Below are 15,957 nucleotides of genomic sequence, written 5' to 3'. Positions count from 1 at the left end.
CCCCGAAGACGGAGGGAGGGGTGCACCGGACGGTCCCGGCGCACCCCTCCCTCGTACGACGAAGTACGACGAAGTACGACGAACGACTACTGCGTCACCCACGGCACCTGCGGCGACTTGTAGAAGTCGATGCCCAGCGCCGTGAAACGCGGCCCCTGCTGCGCCAGGCGCGTCTTGTACTGGTCCCAGTTGTGCGTGGACGCCGGGGACCAGCCCAGCTCCGCGACGCCCGGCAGGCGCGGGAAGAGCATGTAGTCCATCTCCGCGGAGTTGACGATGTTCTCGGACCACATCGGCGCCTCGACGCCGATCACCGAGCCCGGCGCCGCGTTCTCGATGTACGAGCCCGGGTTCCAGTCGTAGGAGCGCTGCGCCTCGACGTAACCCGCCCACTTCAGGCCCGGCTTGGTGTCCTTGTTGTACTTCATGTCGAGGTACGTCCGGTCGGCGGGCGAGATGACGACCTTCACCCCGTTGTTGACCGTCGCGTCGGCGACCTTCTTGCGCTCGGCGGCCTCGGAGTCGGTGCCCCAGTACTGCATGATCGAGCCCTTGACCGGGTTCGCGGAGGCGAGCTGGTGCCAGCCCATCACCGTCTTGCCGTACTTGCCGACGACGGCCTGTGCCTTCGCCATGAACTTCACGTAGTCCTCGTGCGGCGTGGAGTGCGCCTCGTCGCCGCCGATGTGGATGACCTTGCCCGGGGTCATCGCCGCGATCTCACCGATCACGTCGTCCAGGAACTTGTACGTGATGTCCTTGCCGACGCACAGGGAACTGAAGCCGACGTCGGTGCCCGTGTAGAGGGGCGGGGCGACGTTGTTGCAGTTGAGCTCCGCGTAGGAGGCGAGGGCCGAGTTGGTGTGGCCCGGGGTGTCGATCTCGGGGACGACCTCCAGGTGGCGGGCGGCCGCGTAGTCGACGATCTCCTTGTACTGGGCCTTGGTGTAGTAGCCGCCGGGGCCGCCGCCGACCTGTGTGGAGCCGCCGTACGTGGCGAGCCTGGGCCAGGAGTCGACGGCGATCCGCCAGCCCTGGTCGTCGGAGAGGTGCAGATGCAGCTTGTTGACCTTGTAGAGCGCCAACTGGTCCATGTAGCGCTTGAGCTGGCCGACGGAGAAGAAGTGCCGGGCGACGTCCACCATCGCGGCGCGGTGCGCGTAGCGCGGTACGTCGGTGATGGTTCCGCCCGCGACCTGCCAGGGGCCGGTCTGCTTCGTCTTCGCCTCGACGTTCGCCGGGAGCTGCTGGCGCAGGGTCTGGATGCCGTGGAAGAGGCCTGCGGGCTTGTTCGCGGTGATCGTGACGCCGCTGCTGCCGGACTGGAGGCGGTAGCCCTCCGCGCCGAGCGAGACGTCGTTCGCGTCCAGCACGAGCCGGATGCCGCTCGTGCCGGCCGTCGAGGTGACGGGCAGCGCATACCCGGTGGACGGCCGCAGCACCTGCGCCAGCGCCTCACCGACCTTGCGGGCCTCGGCGGAGGAGCCGACCCGGATCTGGCTGCCCGAGGTGATCGTGTACGGGGAACCGGTCGCCCGCACCGAGGCGGGGGCCGGGATGATCTGGCCCAGCGGCCGGGGTGCGGCGGCCTTCGCGGCGGCACCGGAGCCGGGCGCGGGGGCGGCGCCCACGGCCCCCGTACCGGCGACGGCGACCAGGAGCAGCGGGGCGAGGAGGCGCGGAAGGCTGGGGAGCGTACGGCGGTGTCTCACAAGGCGTCCCTTCGACGGGCATCGCGGATGTGGCATGTGCATGGCATGTACGCGGTGCGTGTGCGGCAGGACATGGCTACCCGCCACGTCACGGTCCGGTCAAGGGTGTAGACCAATCCCTCACACCTCCGGCGCAACCGGGCCCGGTGCGAGAATCCCCGTATGGCGATGGCGGAAATCATTTCGAAAGACGGGACCTGGAGCTTCGACGGCGACGCCGTCCGAATCGTTCCCGGGGGCGACAAGGGCGTCGGCCTGCTGCGCCGGACACTGGGCGAGGTCGTGGTGCCGCTCCAGGCCCTGGCGGGCATCTCCTTCGAGCCGGGCCGCAAGTCCGGGAGTCTCAGGATGCGGATGCGGGAGGGCGCCTGCGCGCTGACGCAGATCACCGGCGGACGGCTGGACGAGTCCTCGGACCCCTACCGGCTGACGGTCGGCAAGGACCTCCAGGGCACCGCCGACTACTTCGTCGAAGCGGTGCGCAACGCCCTGCTCCTGGAACAGGTCGACAGCGGACCGGTGGACCGCTACCTCCTGCGCGGGCCGCACATCCCGCTGACCGTCGGCGCGGGCGACGGCGCGCTCACCTTCGACGGCGACCTGATCCGGCTGGAGTGGAACTGGAAGACGGAGGAGGCCAAGTCCTCCGGCGGCGCGCAGACCATCCCCCTGAAGGACGTCCAGGCCGTGGAGTGGCTTCCCGCCATGGGCCTGGAGGAGGGATACCTCCGCTTCCGGACCGCGCACTCGCCGGCCACGGCCAAGCCCGCCCTCGACCGGTTCGCCGTGGAGGTCTACGGCTTCAAGAAGGACCCCCTGATGGTGCTCGCGGCGTCGGCCGTGGTGGCCAGGCTGCCGCACCCGAACGCCCCCGAGGACACCGCCCCCGCCGCCCTGACGGCGGCCCCCCAGGACGCACCCCCGGCTGCCCAGGACCACGACACCCTGCTGCGCCGCCTGCGCGAGCTGGGCGAACTGCACCAGTCCGGAATCCTCACCGACGAGGAGTTCGCGCTGGCGAAGCAGGCGGTCCTGAAGCAGCTCTGACGACTCCCCGCCACCCCCTTAGTACGTACCAATAACGCGATCAAGAAGAATCCTGCCCGATATCGGGCAGGATTCTTGCACAAGGGGTTCCACTACCCCAGTATCGACGAGTGCTCGAACGCCGTACACCCACCGACTCGTCGTCGTATTCGCACGCCGACCTCGTCGACCACCTGGTCCGCTCCACCGCCCTGCCACGCGGCGAAGCGGCCCGGGTCGTGCTCGACGTCCTGGCGTACTTCGACGAGACGACCGAGGAGTTCGTCCGCCGCCGCCACCGCGAGCTCCAGTCCGGCGGCCTCGTGAACGCGGAGATCTTCGACCGGATCTCCGCCGAGCTGCCGCACCGCGCGGTCGCACCCCCGGAGCTCTCGCTGCGCCAGCTGCGGCGCATCGTCTACGGCTGAGCACCCCTGAACTCGGAGGACAGTTTTTATGTGTGGAATCGTCGGTTACATCGGCAAGCGCGACGTCGCGCCCCTGCTGCTGGAAGGCCTCCAGCGCCTGGAGTACCGGGGTTACGACTCTGCGGGCCTGGTCATCAACACCCCCAAGACGCCCGCCCTGCGCATGGTCAAGGCCAAGGGCCGGGTCCGTGACCTGGAGGCCAAGGTCCCCAAGCGCTTCGCGGGCACCACCGGCATCGCGCACACCCGCTGGGCCACCCACGGCGCGCCCTCCGACGAGAACTCGCACCCGCACCTGGACGGCGAGTCCAAGGTAGCCGTCGTGCACAACGGCATCATCGACAACGCCGACGACCTGCGCGCCAAGCTGCTCGCGGACGGCGTGGTCTTCGCCTCCGAGACGGACACCGAGACGGTCGTCCACCTGATCGCCCGCGCCCAGGCCGAGACCCTGGAGGAGAAGGTCCGCGAGGCGCTGCGCCACATCGAGGGCACCTACGGCCTGGCCGTCATGCACGCCGACTTCCCCGACCGCATCGTGGTGGCCCGCAACGGCTCCCCGGTCGTCCTCGGCATCGGCGAGAAGGAGATGTTCGTCGCCTCCGACGTCGCCGCCCTGGTCTCGCACACCCGCCAGATCGTCACCCTGGACGACGGCGAGATGGCGACCCTGAAGGCCGACGACTTCCGCACGTACACCACCGAGGGCTCGACCACCTCCTCGACGCCGACCACCGTGGAGTGGGAGGCCGAGTCGTACGACATGGGCGGCCACGACACGTACATGCACAAGGAGATCTCCGAGCAGGCCGACGCCGTGGACCGCGTGCTGCGCGGCCGCATCGACGACCGCTTCTCCACCGTGCACCTCGGCGGCCTGAACCTGGACGCCCGCGAGGCCCGCGGCGTACGCCGGATCAAGATCCTCGGCTGCGGCACGTCGTACCACGCGGGTCTGATCGGCGCCGGGCTCATCGAGTCCCTGGCCCGCATCCCCGCCGACGCCGAGCCCGCCTCGGAGTTCCGCTACCGCAACCCGGTCGTGGACCCCGACACCCTGTACATCGCGGTCTCCCAGTCCGGTGAGACGTACGACGTGCTGGCCGCCGTGCAGGAGCTCAAGCGCAAGGGCGCCCGCGTGCTGGGCGTCGTGAACGTGGTCGGCTCGGCCATCGCCCGCGAGGCCGACGGCGGCGTGTACGTGCACGCGGGCCCCGAGGTCTGCGTCGTCTCCACCAAGTGCTTCACCAACACCGTCGTCGCCTTCGCGCTGCTCGCCCTGCACCTGGGCCGCATCCGCGACCTGTCGGTCTCCGACGGCAAGCGGATCATCGAGGGCCTGCGCAAGCTGCCCGAGCAGATCTCCGAGATCCTCCGCGACGAGGACAAGGTCAAGGAGATCGCCGAGGCGTACGCGGGCGCCCAGTCGATGATGTTCATCGGGCGTGTGCGCGGCTACCCGGTCGCCCTGGAGGCCTCCCTGAAGCTCAAGGAGATCTCCTACATCCACGCCGAGGCCTACCCCGCCTCCGAGCTCAAGCACGGTCCGCTGGCCCTCATCGAGCCCGCCCTGCCGACCGTCGCCATCGTCCCGGACGACGACCTGCTGGAGAAGAACCGCGCCGCCCTGGAGGAGATCAAGGCCCGCAGCGGCCGGATCCTGGCGGTCGCCCACCGCGAGCAGGAAAAGGCCGACCACACCATTGTGGTGCCGAAGAACGAGCCCGAGCTGGACCCGATCCTGATGGGCATCCCGCTCCAACTCCTCGCCTACCACACCGCGTTGGCGATGGGCCGCGACATCGACAAGCCGCGCAACCTGGCGAAGTCCGTCACGGTCGAGTAGGTCCGTCACGCATACGAGAAGGGCCCCGCACGCCGCCACCACGGCCGTACGGGGCCCTTCTCCTCGCCGGGGGCCGGTGTCGCCCAACTACCGGCCCCGCTCTGGCATCTGACCTGCTGTCAGCCGGTTGCCGTCACGCCCCGGCCCGCGGCGCGGCCCGGCAGGGCGGTGGGCCACTTCGCCCACGCCGCCGTGGCCCCGTACCAGGCGAGGAGCCCGGAGAGGGCGGCCACCCAGCCCGCGACCTTCGCCAGCGTCCCGAGCTCCGCGAACTGGGCGATGCCCAGCAGGAGCAGGGACACGAACAGCAGCCCGTACATCACCTGCGGGAGCAGACCGCCGCCGGCTGCTCCCAGGGTGAGGCTGAGCGCCAACAGCGCCCAGAGCAGCAGGAAGAGACCCGCCGCGTCGCCGCTGAGCGCGGTGTCCCCGGACGCGGCGCCCCAGGTGAACCAGAAGGCGCCAAGGCCGACGAAGGCCGTCCCGTTGAACGAATCGCCGCCCCGGAACTCCAGGAGTCCCGCGACGAAGAGCGTGATGCCGCCGACGAACATGGCGACCGTGGCGGCGCTCGCCGCCGTGATGCCGTCGAAGACGCCGGTGTGACCCAGCCCGAAGGCCAGCAGGGTCAGTCCGAGGGCGAGGTGTCCGAGAGTGGAGGCGGAGGCCGATGTGCTTCCCGCAGAGACGTCGTTGTCCACGGCGGGGCTCCCTTCACGTGCAGTGTTGCTGCGCTTCTGCTGTGTTCCCAGCGACCTTTATCTACCCTTTACAAGGTCACAAATCACCCCTACGCGGCGGTAGTTTGGGAAATCGCGGCAATACGTCAAGGGCGCGGATGCGCCAACTGCCCTACAGGGCACTCAAACTGACGGAACGTTACGGAATGACGACGACCGGGCGCTGCGCCCGCTTCGCCAACCGCCCCGCGACCGACCCGAAGAGGCGTCCCACGATGCCCTGGGTGGAGCCCACCACGATCGCGTCGGCCTCGTACTCCCGGCCGACCTCCTCCAGCTCGTGGCAGATGTCGCCGCCCCGCTCGACCAGGATCCACGGCACCTCGGCGAGGTAGTCCGCACAGGCCAGTTCGAGGCCGAGGACCTCGGTGCGGTGGTCGGGGACGTCCACGAAGACCGGTGGCTCGCAGCCCGCCCACACCGTGGTCGGCAGCCGGTTGGCGACATGGACGATGATCAGCCCCTGGCCGAGCCTTCGGGCCATGCCGATGGCGTAGGCCAGCGCCCGCTCGCTGGAGGTGGAGCCGTCGAAGCCGACGACGACACCGTGCCGGAAGGCGGGATCGCAGGAATGACGCGGCTCTTCCAGCGCGTAGAGGTCACCGCTGCGCTCCGCACCGTATTCGGCGCGGGGATCGGCGACCTGCTTGCGGTCCGCGGGTTCGGGAGTTTCGTGACCGGCCATCGGTGTCTCGGCGTCTGAATCCTCAAGGAGCTGACATAAGGAGCGGGTGGAAGGGACGGCGGAACAGGTGGTGCGACGGGACGGGTGACAGCCCTGCGACGGCGGAGCTGTCCGGGAATCATCTTCCCAAGCCCATACCCCCAAGGGTACGGCCGCACTCCTCCACTGCCCAGACCCCGCTTGGCCGCGGGGTTCCTGGAGCATGCACGACCCGGGGCCTTATCGCAATGCCCGCTGCCCCGTACAGGCGTCTGCCGCTGGTCCGTACGGACGCGGGGCAACGTGACCGTACGGGTGGCCCGTTCGTTGATCAGGTTCCGCCCGCACCCCCAGCCCCGGAGGAGGTAGCCCCGTGCCCGGCCCCTCGCCCTTCCCGTCTCCGTACGACTACGAACGCGACCGGCCCCACGGGACGCACCACCACCAGGGGTCACACGGCTCCCCCTCGTCCCACAGCTCCCACGGTGCGCCTGGCGCACACGGGCATCCCGCGTCCGCCGGGGCGGACCCCGCACCGGCAGCCCCTTCCGGCTCGGTGGCGGATCTGGTCCGCTGGGCCGCCTTCAGCTGTCTGCTCGTCCCCGTCGTGCTCCTCGTGTACGGAGCCCCGCCCGGCGGCGCCGCGCTCGCGGCCGGCGGGCTCGCCGTCGTCACCGTCGTCTGCCGGCTCCTGCTGCGCCGTTCCGAGCGGATCGCCGCCCGCGATCTCGCCGAGGAACTCCAGGCGGGCACCCACCGCGGACGGCACAGCCGCACCGGTTCCGGAGCGCATCGCGGCGGCCGGTAGGGGCTGTCCGGCAAACACCGGTCGCACAACCGGTTTCGGTCGACTCCCGGTCGCGTTCCACACGGCCCCAAAACGAGAACAATGCGTGAAGAATCAACGGAATCACGCGCTCTTCGCAGGGTTGTGCGCCGGGTGAGTGACGGGATCGCACATGCGCGCCCGTAGTTTTTCAGCCAACTTCGCCGACCTCCCCCACCCTTGGCGAAATGGCCTGCCAACCCTGCTGCCACCAGGGAAGAAAGGACCGCAGGCGGCCCGCGCACCCTACGGGGACGGGCCATGAGCGAAAGGCGCACTTCCCTGCGGGGCCCGGGAGTGGAACGCTTCCTGATCGAATGCTTCACGCCAAGTTGCCATGTCGACATAGCGGCGCTTTAGGAACTTGTCACGACAGCGCCATGCAACACAGTAGATTCGATCATGGGTTATTCGACGGCGGGGGAACCGTGCAGGACCTAGAGGGACTGCGACTTCGAGGAGCAGTGTGCAGGAGCGACAGGCCCGTCACGAACAGGGAGCCGCGACCAGCGAGGGGGGCTTAGCGCCATGAGCCAGGACTTGGCCGCACCGCCGGAGGCCACCCGGAAGCTCTCCGGGCGCCGCCGCCGGGAGATCGTAGCGGTGCTGCTATTCAGCGGGGGACCCATCTTCGAGAGCTCCATCCCGCTCTCGGTGTTCGGCATCGACCGGCAGGACGCAGGGGTTCCGCGCTATCGACTGCTGGTGTGCGCCGGCGAGGAGGGACCCCTGCGGACCACAGGGGGACTCGAACTCACCGCGCCCTACGGCCTGGAGGCGATGAGTCGCGCCGGGACGGTCGTCGTACCGGCCTGGCGGTCCATCACATCGCCGCCGCCGCCGCAGGCGTTGGAGGCGCTGCGCCGGGCGCATGAGGAGGGGGCCCGGATCGTCGGGCTGTGCACGGGGGCCTTCGTGCTCGCCGCCGCCGGCCTGCTCGACGGGCGGCCCGCCACCACGCACTGGATGTACGCGCCGACGCTCGCCAAGCGCTATCCGTCGGTGCACGTGGATCCGCGGGAGCTGTTCGTCGACGACGGCGACGTGCTGACGTCGGCGGGGACGGCCGCCGGGATCGACCTGTGTCTGCACATCGTGCGGACCGACCACGGGACGGAGGCGGCGGGCGCGCTGGCGCGCCGGCTCGTCGTGCCGCCCCGGCGCAGTGGCGGTCAGGAGCGCTACCTCGATCGGTCTTTACCCGAAGAGATCGGGGCGGATCCGCTGGCCGAGGTCGTCGCCTGGGCGCTGGAGCACCTCCACGAGCAGTTCGACGTGGAGACGCTCGCCGCGCGTGCGTACATGAGCCGCCGCACCTTCGACCGGCGTTTCAGGTCGCTCACTGGGAGCGCTCCACTCCAGTGGCTGATCACCCAGCGGGTGCTGCAGGCGCAGCGGCTCCTGGAGACCTCCGACTACTCGGTCGACGAGGTCGCCGGACGGTGCGGGTTCCGCTCCCCGGTGGCGCTGCGCGGGCACTTCCGGCGGCAGCTGGGGTCCTCCCCCGCGGCCTACCGGGCGGCCTACCGGGCCCGGCGTCCCGCGGGCGATCCCGTCGCCCTGGGCGCCCCGCTGGCGGACGCCGTCCCGCAGCAGGTCCGCCGGGCGGCGGCGGCCTCCGCCGCCCTCCCGCTGGGCGCCACGGCCCCCGCCCCCGACCCGGGCAAGCCCGAGGCGTACGCCCGCCGGGGCTGAGCCCCGCGGCCCTGGGCCCGCTCCCCACCGGGGGGGGGCGGGCCCTCGCCGCATGCGTCCTGGGGGCACGGGAGGCGGGGTGGGAGCCGTAGGGTGAGGCGCATGAACGATCGCATGGTGTGGATCGACTGCGAGATGACCGGGCTCTCGCTGACGGACGACGCACTTATCGAGGTGGCCGCACTGGTCACCGACTCGGAGCTCAACGTGCTCGGCGACGGCGTGGACATCGTGATCCGCCCGCCGGACGCCGCCCTGGAGACCATGCCGGAGATCGTGCGCCAGATGCACACGTCCTCCGGGCTGCTGGACGAGCTGGCGGGCGGCACGACGCTGGCCGACGCCGAGGCGCAGGTCCTCGCGTACATCAAGGAGCATGTGAAGGAGCCGGGCAAGGCTCCGCTCTGCGGGAACTCCGTGGGGACGGACCGCGGGTTCCTCGCGCGGGACATGCGGGAGCTGGAGGGGTACCTCCACTACCGGATCGTCGACGTGTCGTCGGTGAAGGAGCTGGCGCGGCGCTGGTTCCCGCGGGCGTACTTCAACAGTCCGGACAAGAACGGCAACCACCGGGCGCTCGCCGACATCCGCGACTCGATCGCGGAGCTGCGCTACTACCGGGAGGCGGTCTTCGTGCCGCAGCCGGGGCCGGACTCCGACACCGCGAAGGCGATCGCCGCCAAGTACGTCATCCCTGCTGAGGGGGGCGAGTAGGAGCCAAGCAGGAGGTTGAGGGGGCCCTGGAAGGGGCCCCGGAAAACCTGGGCGCGAGCACCCTCGCGAACCCTGTACACTTTTTCTCAGCCGGTCGGAAGAACGCAGTACAAGACCGGTCATGGTGGGTGTAGCTCAGTTGGTAGAGCACCTGGTTGTGGTCCAGGTGGCCGCGGGTTCAAGTCCCGTCACTCACCCTGAAGGGTCAAGGCCCCGGTTCGGAAGAACCGGGGCCTTGGTCGTTTTCCGCCCCCTGTCGCTGTCAGGACGACGTGCGGGCGATCAGCTCCGTCGGGAGCATCAGCTGCGGCTGGGGCGGGCGCGGGACGCCCACCGGGAGCGTGGTCCTGGCTATTTCCGAGAGCAGGGTCAGCGCCATCAGGCGGCCCATTTCCTCGATGGGCTGGCGCACGCTCGTCAGCGGCGGGTCCATGTGGCGGGCGATCGAGGTGTCGTCGAAGCCGACCAGGGCGATGTCCTCGGGGACCCGGAGGCCGCGTTCGCGCAGGACCTGGCGGGCGCCGACCGCCATCACGTCCGAGCCGACGAAGACCGCGTCGGGGATCTCGGGGAGGGCGAGGAGGGACTCCATGGCCGTGCGGCCCGCCTCCTCCGTGAAGTCGCCGGGGGCGATCAGGGAGTCGTCGGCCTCGAGGCCCGCCTCGGCGAGGCCGTCGCGGTAGCCGTCCAGGCGGCAGCGGGCACCGTAGATGTCCAGGCGGCCGGTGATGGTGGCTATCCGGCGGCGGCCGCGTGCGGCCAGGTGGGCGACGGCCTGGCGGGCGCCGGAGACGTTGTCGGCGTCCACCCACGGGAGGGGTTCGGCGGCGGAGCGCCGGCCGCTGATGACGGCGGGGATGCCGAGGTCGGTGAGGAGGTCGGGGAGGGGGTCGTCGGCGCGCAGCGAGACGACCAGGACCCCGTCGACGCGGTGGCCGGCCAGGTAGTGGGCGAGGCGGGCGCGGTCGCGGTCGTTGCCGACGATGGTGAGCAGGAGCTGCATGTCGGTGTCGGCGAGGGCGTGGTTGACGCCGCGCAGGATGTCGGAGAAGTAGGGCTCGACGAAGAAGCGGTGTTCCGCCTCGGGGACGACCAGGGCTATCGCGTCCGTGCGGTTGGCGGCCAGGGCGCGGGCGGCACGGTTGGGGACGTAACCCAGTTCGGCGACGGCCGCCTCGACGGCGGCTCTGGTGCGTTCGCTGACCCGGGGCGAGCCGTTGACCACCCGGGAGACCGTGCCCCGGCCGACGCCCGCCCTGGCGGCGACCTCCTCCAGCGTGGGGCGGCCCGCGCCGCGTGTGCCCCGTGCCGTGGTGTTCCGGCCGCCCGTTTCCCGTATCGCCATTGAATCGACCCCTCCCGGCCCGTCCGCGCGTGCGGACACCCCATGGTCGGCTGTGTCCGCATGCTTGTGACGCCAAGTCTCGCTGTCCGGTGCCTTGACACCCCTGCGGGGAGCCGCGAACCTTCAACACATCACTCGTGGGAGCGCTCCCACCGTACCTGACCCATCGGGCTTCAGGAGGACGCTATGCAGATCAAGCTTGTGCGCAGGACCCGTTCGAAGAGCGCCGTCGCGCTGTCCGCCACCGCCGCGCTCCTCTGCGGCGCCCTGCTGTCCGGCTGTGCGTCGGACGATCCGGCGGGCGGGGGCTCCACCGGGGGCACGGGGGCCGGGCAGAAGGGGAAGACCGTACTGAAGGTCGGGGTCTTCGGGGCCTTCGGCATGAAGGAGGCCGGGCTCTTCGATGCGTACATGAAGGCCAACCCGAACGTCGTGATCGAGCAGAACTCGATCGAGCGCAACGAGAACTACTACCCGCAACTCCTGAACCACCTGACCAGCGGCAGCGGGCTCTCCGACATCCAGGCCGTCGAGGTCAACAACATCGCCGAGATCACGGCGACCCAGTCCGCGAAGCTGATGGACCTGGGGAAGGTGCAGGGGGTCACGAAGGACGCGTTCCTGCCGTGGAAGTGGGCGCAGGGCACGAGCAAGGACGGCAAGACGGTCGGGCTCGGGACGGACGTCGGGCCGATGGGGATCTGCTACCGGAAGGACCTCTTCCAGAAGGCCGGGCTGCCGACCGAGCGGGCCGCGGTCGGGAAGCTGTGGGCCGGGGACTGGAAGAAGTACCTGGAGGTCGGCAAGCAGTACAAGGCGAAAGCGCCCGACGGGACGAAGTTCCTGGACTCGGCGTCCGGGCTGCTGGCCGCGGTGATGGGCGGCAACGAGAAGCGGTTCTACGACGCCGACGGCAAGGTCATCTACAAGTCGAACCCGGCGGTGAAGGAGGCCTGGGCCGTCGCGGCCGAGTCCGCGACGGCCGGGCTGAGCGCCAAGCACCAGCAGTTCCAGAAGGGCTGGGACCAGGGCTTCGCCAACGGCCAGTTCGCCACCGTCTCCTGCCCGCCGTGGATGCTCGGCTACATCCAGGACAAGGCGGGAGCGGCGGGCAAGGGCAAGTGGGACGTGGCCCCCGCGCCGAAGCCCTCCAACTGGGGCGGAGCCTTCCTGACCGTCCCGGAGGCCGGGAAGAACAAGGCGGAGGCCGCGAAGCTGGCCGCCTGGCTGACCGCGCCGGCCCAGCAGGCCACCCTGTTCGCCAAGCGCGGCAGCTTCCCGAGCGCCCAGACGGCGTACGCCGACCCGGTGGTGTCGGGGGCGAAGCACGAGTACTTCGGGGGCGCGCCCATCGGGGAGATCTTCTCGGCTGCCGCGAAGGGGGTGCCGGTGCAGATCCTCGGCCCGAAGGACCTGGTGATCAACACCAATATGGCGGACATCGGGATGCTCCAGGTCGACCAGAAGGGCAAGTCGCCCGAGGATGGCTGGAACGCGGCCGTGAAGGCGATCGACAACGCACTCGACCAGTGAGCGGGTGGGACACGTGGGACTGAAGGGCCGGGCGGGTCGGACGGGCGAGCGGGGAGGGTACGCCGATGAGCAGCGTGAGCAGTGAGTCCGTCCCGGCCGCCCCGGCGGGGGAAGAGACTGCGGGGAAGGAAGGTGTGCGGTCGGGGTGGCGCAGCAGGCGGCACCGCTGGGACGTGAAGTTCAGCCCGTACGCCTTCGTGGCACCGTTCTTCGTCTTCTTCCTGGCCTTCGGGCTCTTCCCGCTCCTCTACACCGGGTGGGCCTCGCTCCACCAGGTGGAGCTGACGGCGCCGACCGACATGAACTGGGTCGGCTTCCGGAACTTCAGCCGGCTGATGAGCGACGAGTTCTTCTGGAACGCGCTGAGGAACACGGTCACCATCGGGCTCCTGTCGACCGTTCCGCAACTGCTCATCGCGCTCGGCATCGCGCATCTGCTGAACTTCAAGCTGCGCGGTTCGTCGTTCTTCCGGGTCGCCGCCCTGACTCCGTACGCCACCTCGGTGGCGGCGGCGACCCTGGTCTTCGTGCTCCTCTTCGGGCGCGACTACGGGATGATCAACTGGGCGCTGGGGGCGGTCGGCCTGGACCCGGTGGACTGGCAGAACGGGACCTGGACCTCGCAGCTCGCGGTGTCCACGATCGTCATCTGGCGGTGGACCGGCTACAACGCGCTGATCTACCTGGCGGCCATGCAGGCCATCCCGCACGACCTGTACGAGTCGGCGGAGCTGGACGGGGCGTCGCGCTGGCAGCAGTTCCGGCACGTGACGATCCCGTCGCTGCGGCCGACGATCCTGTTCACGGTGGTCGTCTCGACGATCGGCGCGACCCAGCTCTTCGGCGAGCCGCTGCTGTTCAGCGGCAGTGCGGGGGCGACCGGCGGCTCGGAGCACCAGTTCCAGACGCTGGGGCTTTACCTGTACGAGCAGGGCTGGGTGAACCTGCACCTGGGGCGGGCCTCGGCCATCGCCTGGACGATGTTCCTGATCCTGCTGCTGATCGGGCTGGTGAACTGGCTGATCTCGCGCCGACTGGCCAAGAGCGCGGAGGGGCGCGGCTGATGAGCACTCTGACGGTACGGAAGCAACCCCCGCCCCCTGCCGAGGCGCGGCGGGCGGGGCGCGGGGTGCGCAAGGCGGGCAAGCAGCGGCACGGCGGGAGGATCACGTACGCGATCCTGATCGTGTTCACGGTCGGCTCGCTGTTCCCGCTGGTGTGGACGGCGATCGCCGCCTCCCGCAACAACACCCGGCTCGCGCAGACACCGCCGCCGTTCTGGTTCGGCGGGAACCTCTTCAAGAACCTGGAAATCGCCTGGACCGACGCCAACATGGGCGTGGCGCTGCTCAACACCCTGGTGGTGGCGACCACGGTGGCGGCGGGGACGGTTTTGTTCTCGACGTTCGCCGGGTTCGCCTTCGCCAAGCTGCGGTTCAAGTTCAAGAACGCACTGCTGCTGCTGGTGATCGGCACGATGATGGTGCCGCCGCAGCTCAGCGTCGTACCGCTGTACATGATGGTCGCCAAGCTCTCGTGGACCGATCAGCTGCAGTCGGTGATCCTGCCGACGCTGGTGGGCGCCTTCGGGGTGTTCTTCATGCGGCAGTACCTGATGGAGGCGCTGCCCACCGAGCTGATCGAGGCGGCGCGGGTCGACGGGGCGAGCAGCCTGCGGATCATGTGGCACGTGGTGTTCCCGGCGGCGCGGCCCGCGATGGCGGTGCTGGGGATGCTCACCTTCGTCATGGCGTGGAACGACTTCTTCTGGCCGATCATCGCGCTCACCCAGAACGGCAACCCGACCGTGCAGGTCGCGTTGACCGGGCTCGGGCGCGGGTACATCCCCGACCAGTCGGTCATCATGGCGGGCGCGTTGCTGGGGACGCTGCCGCTGCTGATCGCGTTCGTGGTGTTCGGCAAGCAGATCGTCGGCGGAATCATGCAGGGCGCGGTCAAGGGCTGACCTCCCTCCCGCACCAACACCCTTTTCTTTCACCGGAGTTGAATCATGTCTTCTGGCAGCTTTCCGCCCGGCTTCCTGTGGGGGTCCGCGACCGCCGCCTACCAGGTGGAGGGGGCCGCCGGGGAAGGCGGACGCACCCCCTCCATTTGGGACACCTTCTCCCGCACGCCCGGCCGCACCGAGAACGGCGACACCGGCGACGTGGCCTGCGACCACTACCACCGGCGGGCCGAGGACGTCGCGATGATGGCGGACCTGGGCCTGACCGCGTACCGCTTCTCGGTCTCCTGGCCGCGCGTCCAGCCGACCGGCCGGGGCCCGGCCGTCCAGCGCGGCCTGGACTTCTACCGCGCCCTCGTCGACGACCTCCTCGACCACGGCATCACCCCGGCGCTCACCCTCTACCACTGGGACCTCCCCCAGGAGCTGGAGGACGCGGGCGGCTGGCCGGAGCGGGACACCGCGTACCGGTTCGCGGAGTACGCGGACCTGGTGGCGGAGGCCCTGGACGACCGGGTCGAGCTGTGGACCACCCTCAACGAGCCCTGGTGCAGCGCCTTCCTGGGGTACGGGTCGGGCGTGCACGCCCCCGGCCGTACGGACCCGGTGGCCGCCCTGCGGGCCGCCCACCACCTCAACCTCGCGCACGGCCTCGGCACGCAGGCGCTGCGCTCCCGCCTCCCCGCGAAGGCGAAGATCGGCATCAGCCTGAACCCCAGCGTCGTACGCCCGCTGGATCCGTCGTCGTCGGCGGACCTGGACGCGGCCCGCCGCATCGACGCCCTCGCCAACCGCGTCTTCACGGGCCCGCTGCTGCACGGGGCGTACCCGCCAGACCTCCTCGCGGACACCGCCCACCTCACCGACTGGTCGTTCGTCGGCCGTGACGACGAGAAGCTGTCCAAGCAGCGCCTGGACTGGCTGGGCATCAACTACTACACCCCGGCCGTCGTCTCCCACGCCCCCGGCGACGACGTCCCGCGCACCGACGGCCACGGCGTCAGCGACCACTCCCCCTGGCCGGGCGCGGACACGGTCGCCTTCCACCAGCCGCCGGGCGAGCGGACGGCGATGGGCTGGTCGATCGACCCCTCGGGCCTGTACGAACTCCTCGTCCAGTACGGGCAGGACGCCCCCGGCGTGCCCCTGTACGTCACCGAGAACGGCGCGGCGTACGACGACAAGCCGGAGGCCGACGGCACGGTCCAGGACCCCGAGCGCATCGCCTACCTGCACGCGCACCTGGACGCGGTGCGGCGGGCGGTCGCGGTCGGCGCGGACGTGCGCGGGTATTTCCTGTGGTCGCTGATGGACAACTTCGAGTGGGCGTACGGGTACGGCAAGCGCTTCGGGGCGGTGCACGTGGACTTCGCCACCCAGAAGCGGACGCCGAAGGCGAGTGCGCGGTGGTACGGGGAGGTGGCGAGGGAGGGGGTGCTGCCGCCGTTGGGGCAGGAGTGAC

14 protein-coding genes and 1 tRNA gene are annotated in these 15,957 nt (G+C 70.2%); 11 read left to right on the top strand and 4 right to left on the bottom strand.

The annotated features are described in order from the left end of the window. Positions 1-86: 86 nt before the first annotated feature. Positions 87-1,754 carry a beta-N-acetylhexosaminidase gene (locus tag IE269_RS18400; protein ID WP_438817580.1) on the bottom strand — a complete coding sequence of 556 codons (1,668 nt, stop codon included), beginning with the start codon at positions 1,752-1,754 and terminating at the stop codon, positions 87-89. A gap of 126 nt (positions 1,755-1,880) precedes the next feature. On the opposite strand from IE269_RS18400, the gene IE269_RS18395 reads away from it, so the two are divergent. The 3 genes from IE269_RS18395 (at position 1,881) to glmS (ending at position 5,012) form a co-directional block, all read left to right on the top strand. Then, positions 1,881-2,759, top strand: coding sequence for a DUF4429 domain-containing protein (locus IE269_RS18395; protein WP_189824296.1), 879 nt, complete (start codon positions 1,881-1,883; stop codon positions 2,757-2,759). Between the two features lie 110 nt (positions 2,760-2,869). Beyond that, positions 2,870-3,166 (top strand): hypothetical protein, encoded by a 297-nt coding sequence (locus IE269_RS18390; RefSeq protein WP_189824085.1) that lies wholly within the window; start codon positions 2,870-2,872, stop codon positions 3,164-3,166. 28 nt (positions 3,167-3,194) lie between these two features. Next, positions 3,195-5,012, top strand: coding sequence for a glutamine--fructose-6-phosphate transaminase (isomerizing) (glmS, locus tag IE269_RS18385; RefSeq protein WP_189824084.1), 1,818 nt, complete (start codon positions 3,195-3,197; stop codon positions 5,010-5,012). 119 nt (positions 5,013-5,131) lie between these two features. Here the strand turns inward: glmS and IE269_RS18380 are convergent, their stop codons facing one another. Both IE269_RS18380 and IE269_RS18375 read right to left on the bottom strand, forming a co-directional pair. After that, entirely contained in the window at positions 5,132-5,713 is a 582-nt protein-coding gene (locus IE269_RS18380; protein WP_189824083.1) for an acetate uptake transporter, read from the bottom strand. Positions 5,714-5,891: 178 nt separating this feature from the next. Further along, positions 5,892-6,437: a universal stress protein gene (locus IE269_RS18375; protein ID WP_189824082.1), complete on the bottom strand. Its 546-nt coding sequence runs from the start codon at positions 6,435-6,437 to the stop codon at positions 5,892-5,894. A 352-nt stretch (positions 6,438-6,789) separates the two neighbouring features. Between IE269_RS18375 and IE269_RS43215 the strand changes: the two genes are divergently transcribed. The 4 genes from IE269_RS43215 (at position 6,790) to IE269_RS18355 (ending at position 9,848) form a co-directional block, all read left to right on the top strand. Next, entirely contained in the window at positions 6,790-7,224 is a 435-nt protein-coding gene (locus IE269_RS43215; RefSeq protein ID WP_308436966.1) for a hypothetical protein, read from the top strand. Between the two features lie 546 nt (positions 7,225-7,770). Continuing rightward, complete coding sequence (locus IE269_RS18365) at positions 7,771-8,937, top strand: helix-turn-helix domain-containing protein (RefSeq protein ID WP_189824081.1); 1,167 nt, start codon at positions 7,771-7,773, stop codon at positions 8,935-8,937. A 102-nt stretch (positions 8,938-9,039) separates the two neighbouring features. Then, a complete protein-coding gene (orn, locus tag IE269_RS18360) occupies positions 9,040-9,651 on the top strand; it encodes an oligoribonuclease (protein WP_189824080.1) in 612 nt (203 codons plus the stop codon). A gap of 124 nt (positions 9,652-9,775) precedes the next feature. Beyond that, a tRNA-His gene (locus tag IE269_RS18355) sits at positions 9,776-9,848 on the top strand. A gap of 65 nt (positions 9,849-9,913) precedes the next feature. On the opposite strand, the gene IE269_RS18350 is transcribed toward IE269_RS18355, so the two are convergent. Beyond that, entirely contained in the window at positions 9,914-10,996 is a 1,083-nt protein-coding gene (locus IE269_RS18350; RefSeq protein ID WP_189824079.1) for a LacI family DNA-binding transcriptional regulator, read from the bottom strand. Between the two features lie 186 nt (positions 10,997-11,182). Here IE269_RS18350 and IE269_RS18345 point away from each other — a divergent pair, with 186 nt between their 5' ends. The 4 genes from IE269_RS18345 (at position 11,183) to IE269_RS18330 (ending at position 15,956) form a co-directional block, all read left to right on the top strand. Next, entirely contained in the window at positions 11,183-12,529 is a 1,347-nt protein-coding gene (locus tag IE269_RS18345) for an ABC transporter substrate-binding protein (RefSeq protein ID WP_189824078.1), read from the top strand. A 65-nt stretch (positions 12,530-12,594) separates the two neighbouring features. Then, positions 12,595-13,593: a carbohydrate ABC transporter permease gene (locus IE269_RS18340; RefSeq protein ID WP_189824077.1), complete on the top strand. Its 999-nt coding sequence runs from the start codon at positions 12,595-12,597 to the stop codon at positions 13,591-13,593. Then, on the top strand, positions 13,593-14,495 hold the full coding sequence (locus IE269_RS18335) for a carbohydrate ABC transporter permease (RefSeq protein WP_189824076.1): 903 nt from the start codon (positions 13,593-13,595) through the stop codon (positions 14,493-14,495). Before IE269_RS18340 ends, IE269_RS18335 begins: the two co-directional genes overlap by 1 nt. 45 nt (positions 14,496-14,540) lie before the next feature. Then, positions 14,541-15,956, top strand: a complete 1,416-nt coding sequence (locus IE269_RS18330; RefSeq protein WP_189824075.1) for a GH1 family beta-glucosidase — start codon at positions 14,541-14,543, stop codon at positions 15,954-15,956. Position 15,957 lies beyond the last annotated feature (1 nt).

This window comes from Streptomyces spiroverticillatus (genome assembly GCA_014650415.1).
Lineage (GTDB): Bacteria > Actinomycetota > Actinomycetes > Streptomycetales > Streptomycetaceae > Streptomyces > Streptomyces spiroverticillatus.
Note: the sequence above shows the minus strand (reverse complement) of the source record. Positions and strands in the feature narration are given on the sequence as shown.

Excerpts from the sequence above, each read along its gene's own strand:
- IE269_RS18400 (WP_438817580.1), bottom strand. The coding sequence starts at position 1,754 with ATGCACATGCCACATCCGCGATGCCCGTCGAAGGGACGCCTTGTGAGA.
- IE269_RS18395 (WP_189824296.1), top strand. The coding sequence starts at position 1,881 with ATGGCGGAAATCATTTCGAAAGACGGGACCTGGAGCTTCGACGGCGAC.
- glmS (WP_189824084.1), top strand. The coding sequence starts at position 3,195 with ATGTGTGGAATCGTCGGTTACATCGGCAAGCGCGACGTCGCGCCCCTG.
- IE269_RS18375 (WP_189824082.1), bottom strand. The coding sequence starts at position 6,437 with ATGGCCGGTCACGAAACTCCCGAACCCGCGGACCGCAAGCAGGTCGCC.
- IE269_RS18365 (WP_189824081.1), top strand. The coding sequence starts at position 7,771 with ATGAGCCAGGACTTGGCCGCACCGCCGGAGGCCACCCGGAAGCTCTCC.
- orn (WP_189824080.1), top strand. The coding sequence starts at position 9,040 with ATGAACGATCGCATGGTGTGGATCGACTGCGAGATGACCGGGCTCTCG.
- IE269_RS18350 (WP_189824079.1), bottom strand. The coding sequence starts at position 10,996 with ATGGCGATACGGGAAACGGGCGGCCGGAACACCACGGCACGGGGCACA.
- IE269_RS18345 (WP_189824078.1), top strand. The coding sequence starts at position 11,183 with ATGCAGATCAAGCTTGTGCGCAGGACCCGTTCGAAGAGCGCCGTCGCG.
- IE269_RS18340 (WP_189824077.1), top strand. The coding sequence starts at position 12,595 with ATGAGCAGCGTGAGCAGTGAGTCCGTCCCGGCCGCCCCGGCGGGGGAA.
- IE269_RS18335 (WP_189824076.1), top strand. The coding sequence starts at position 13,593 with ATGAGCACTCTGACGGTACGGAAGCAACCCCCGCCCCCTGCCGAGGCG.
- IE269_RS18330 (WP_189824075.1), top strand. The coding sequence starts at position 14,541 with ATGTCTTCTGGCAGCTTTCCGCCCGGCTTCCTGTGGGGGTCCGCGACC.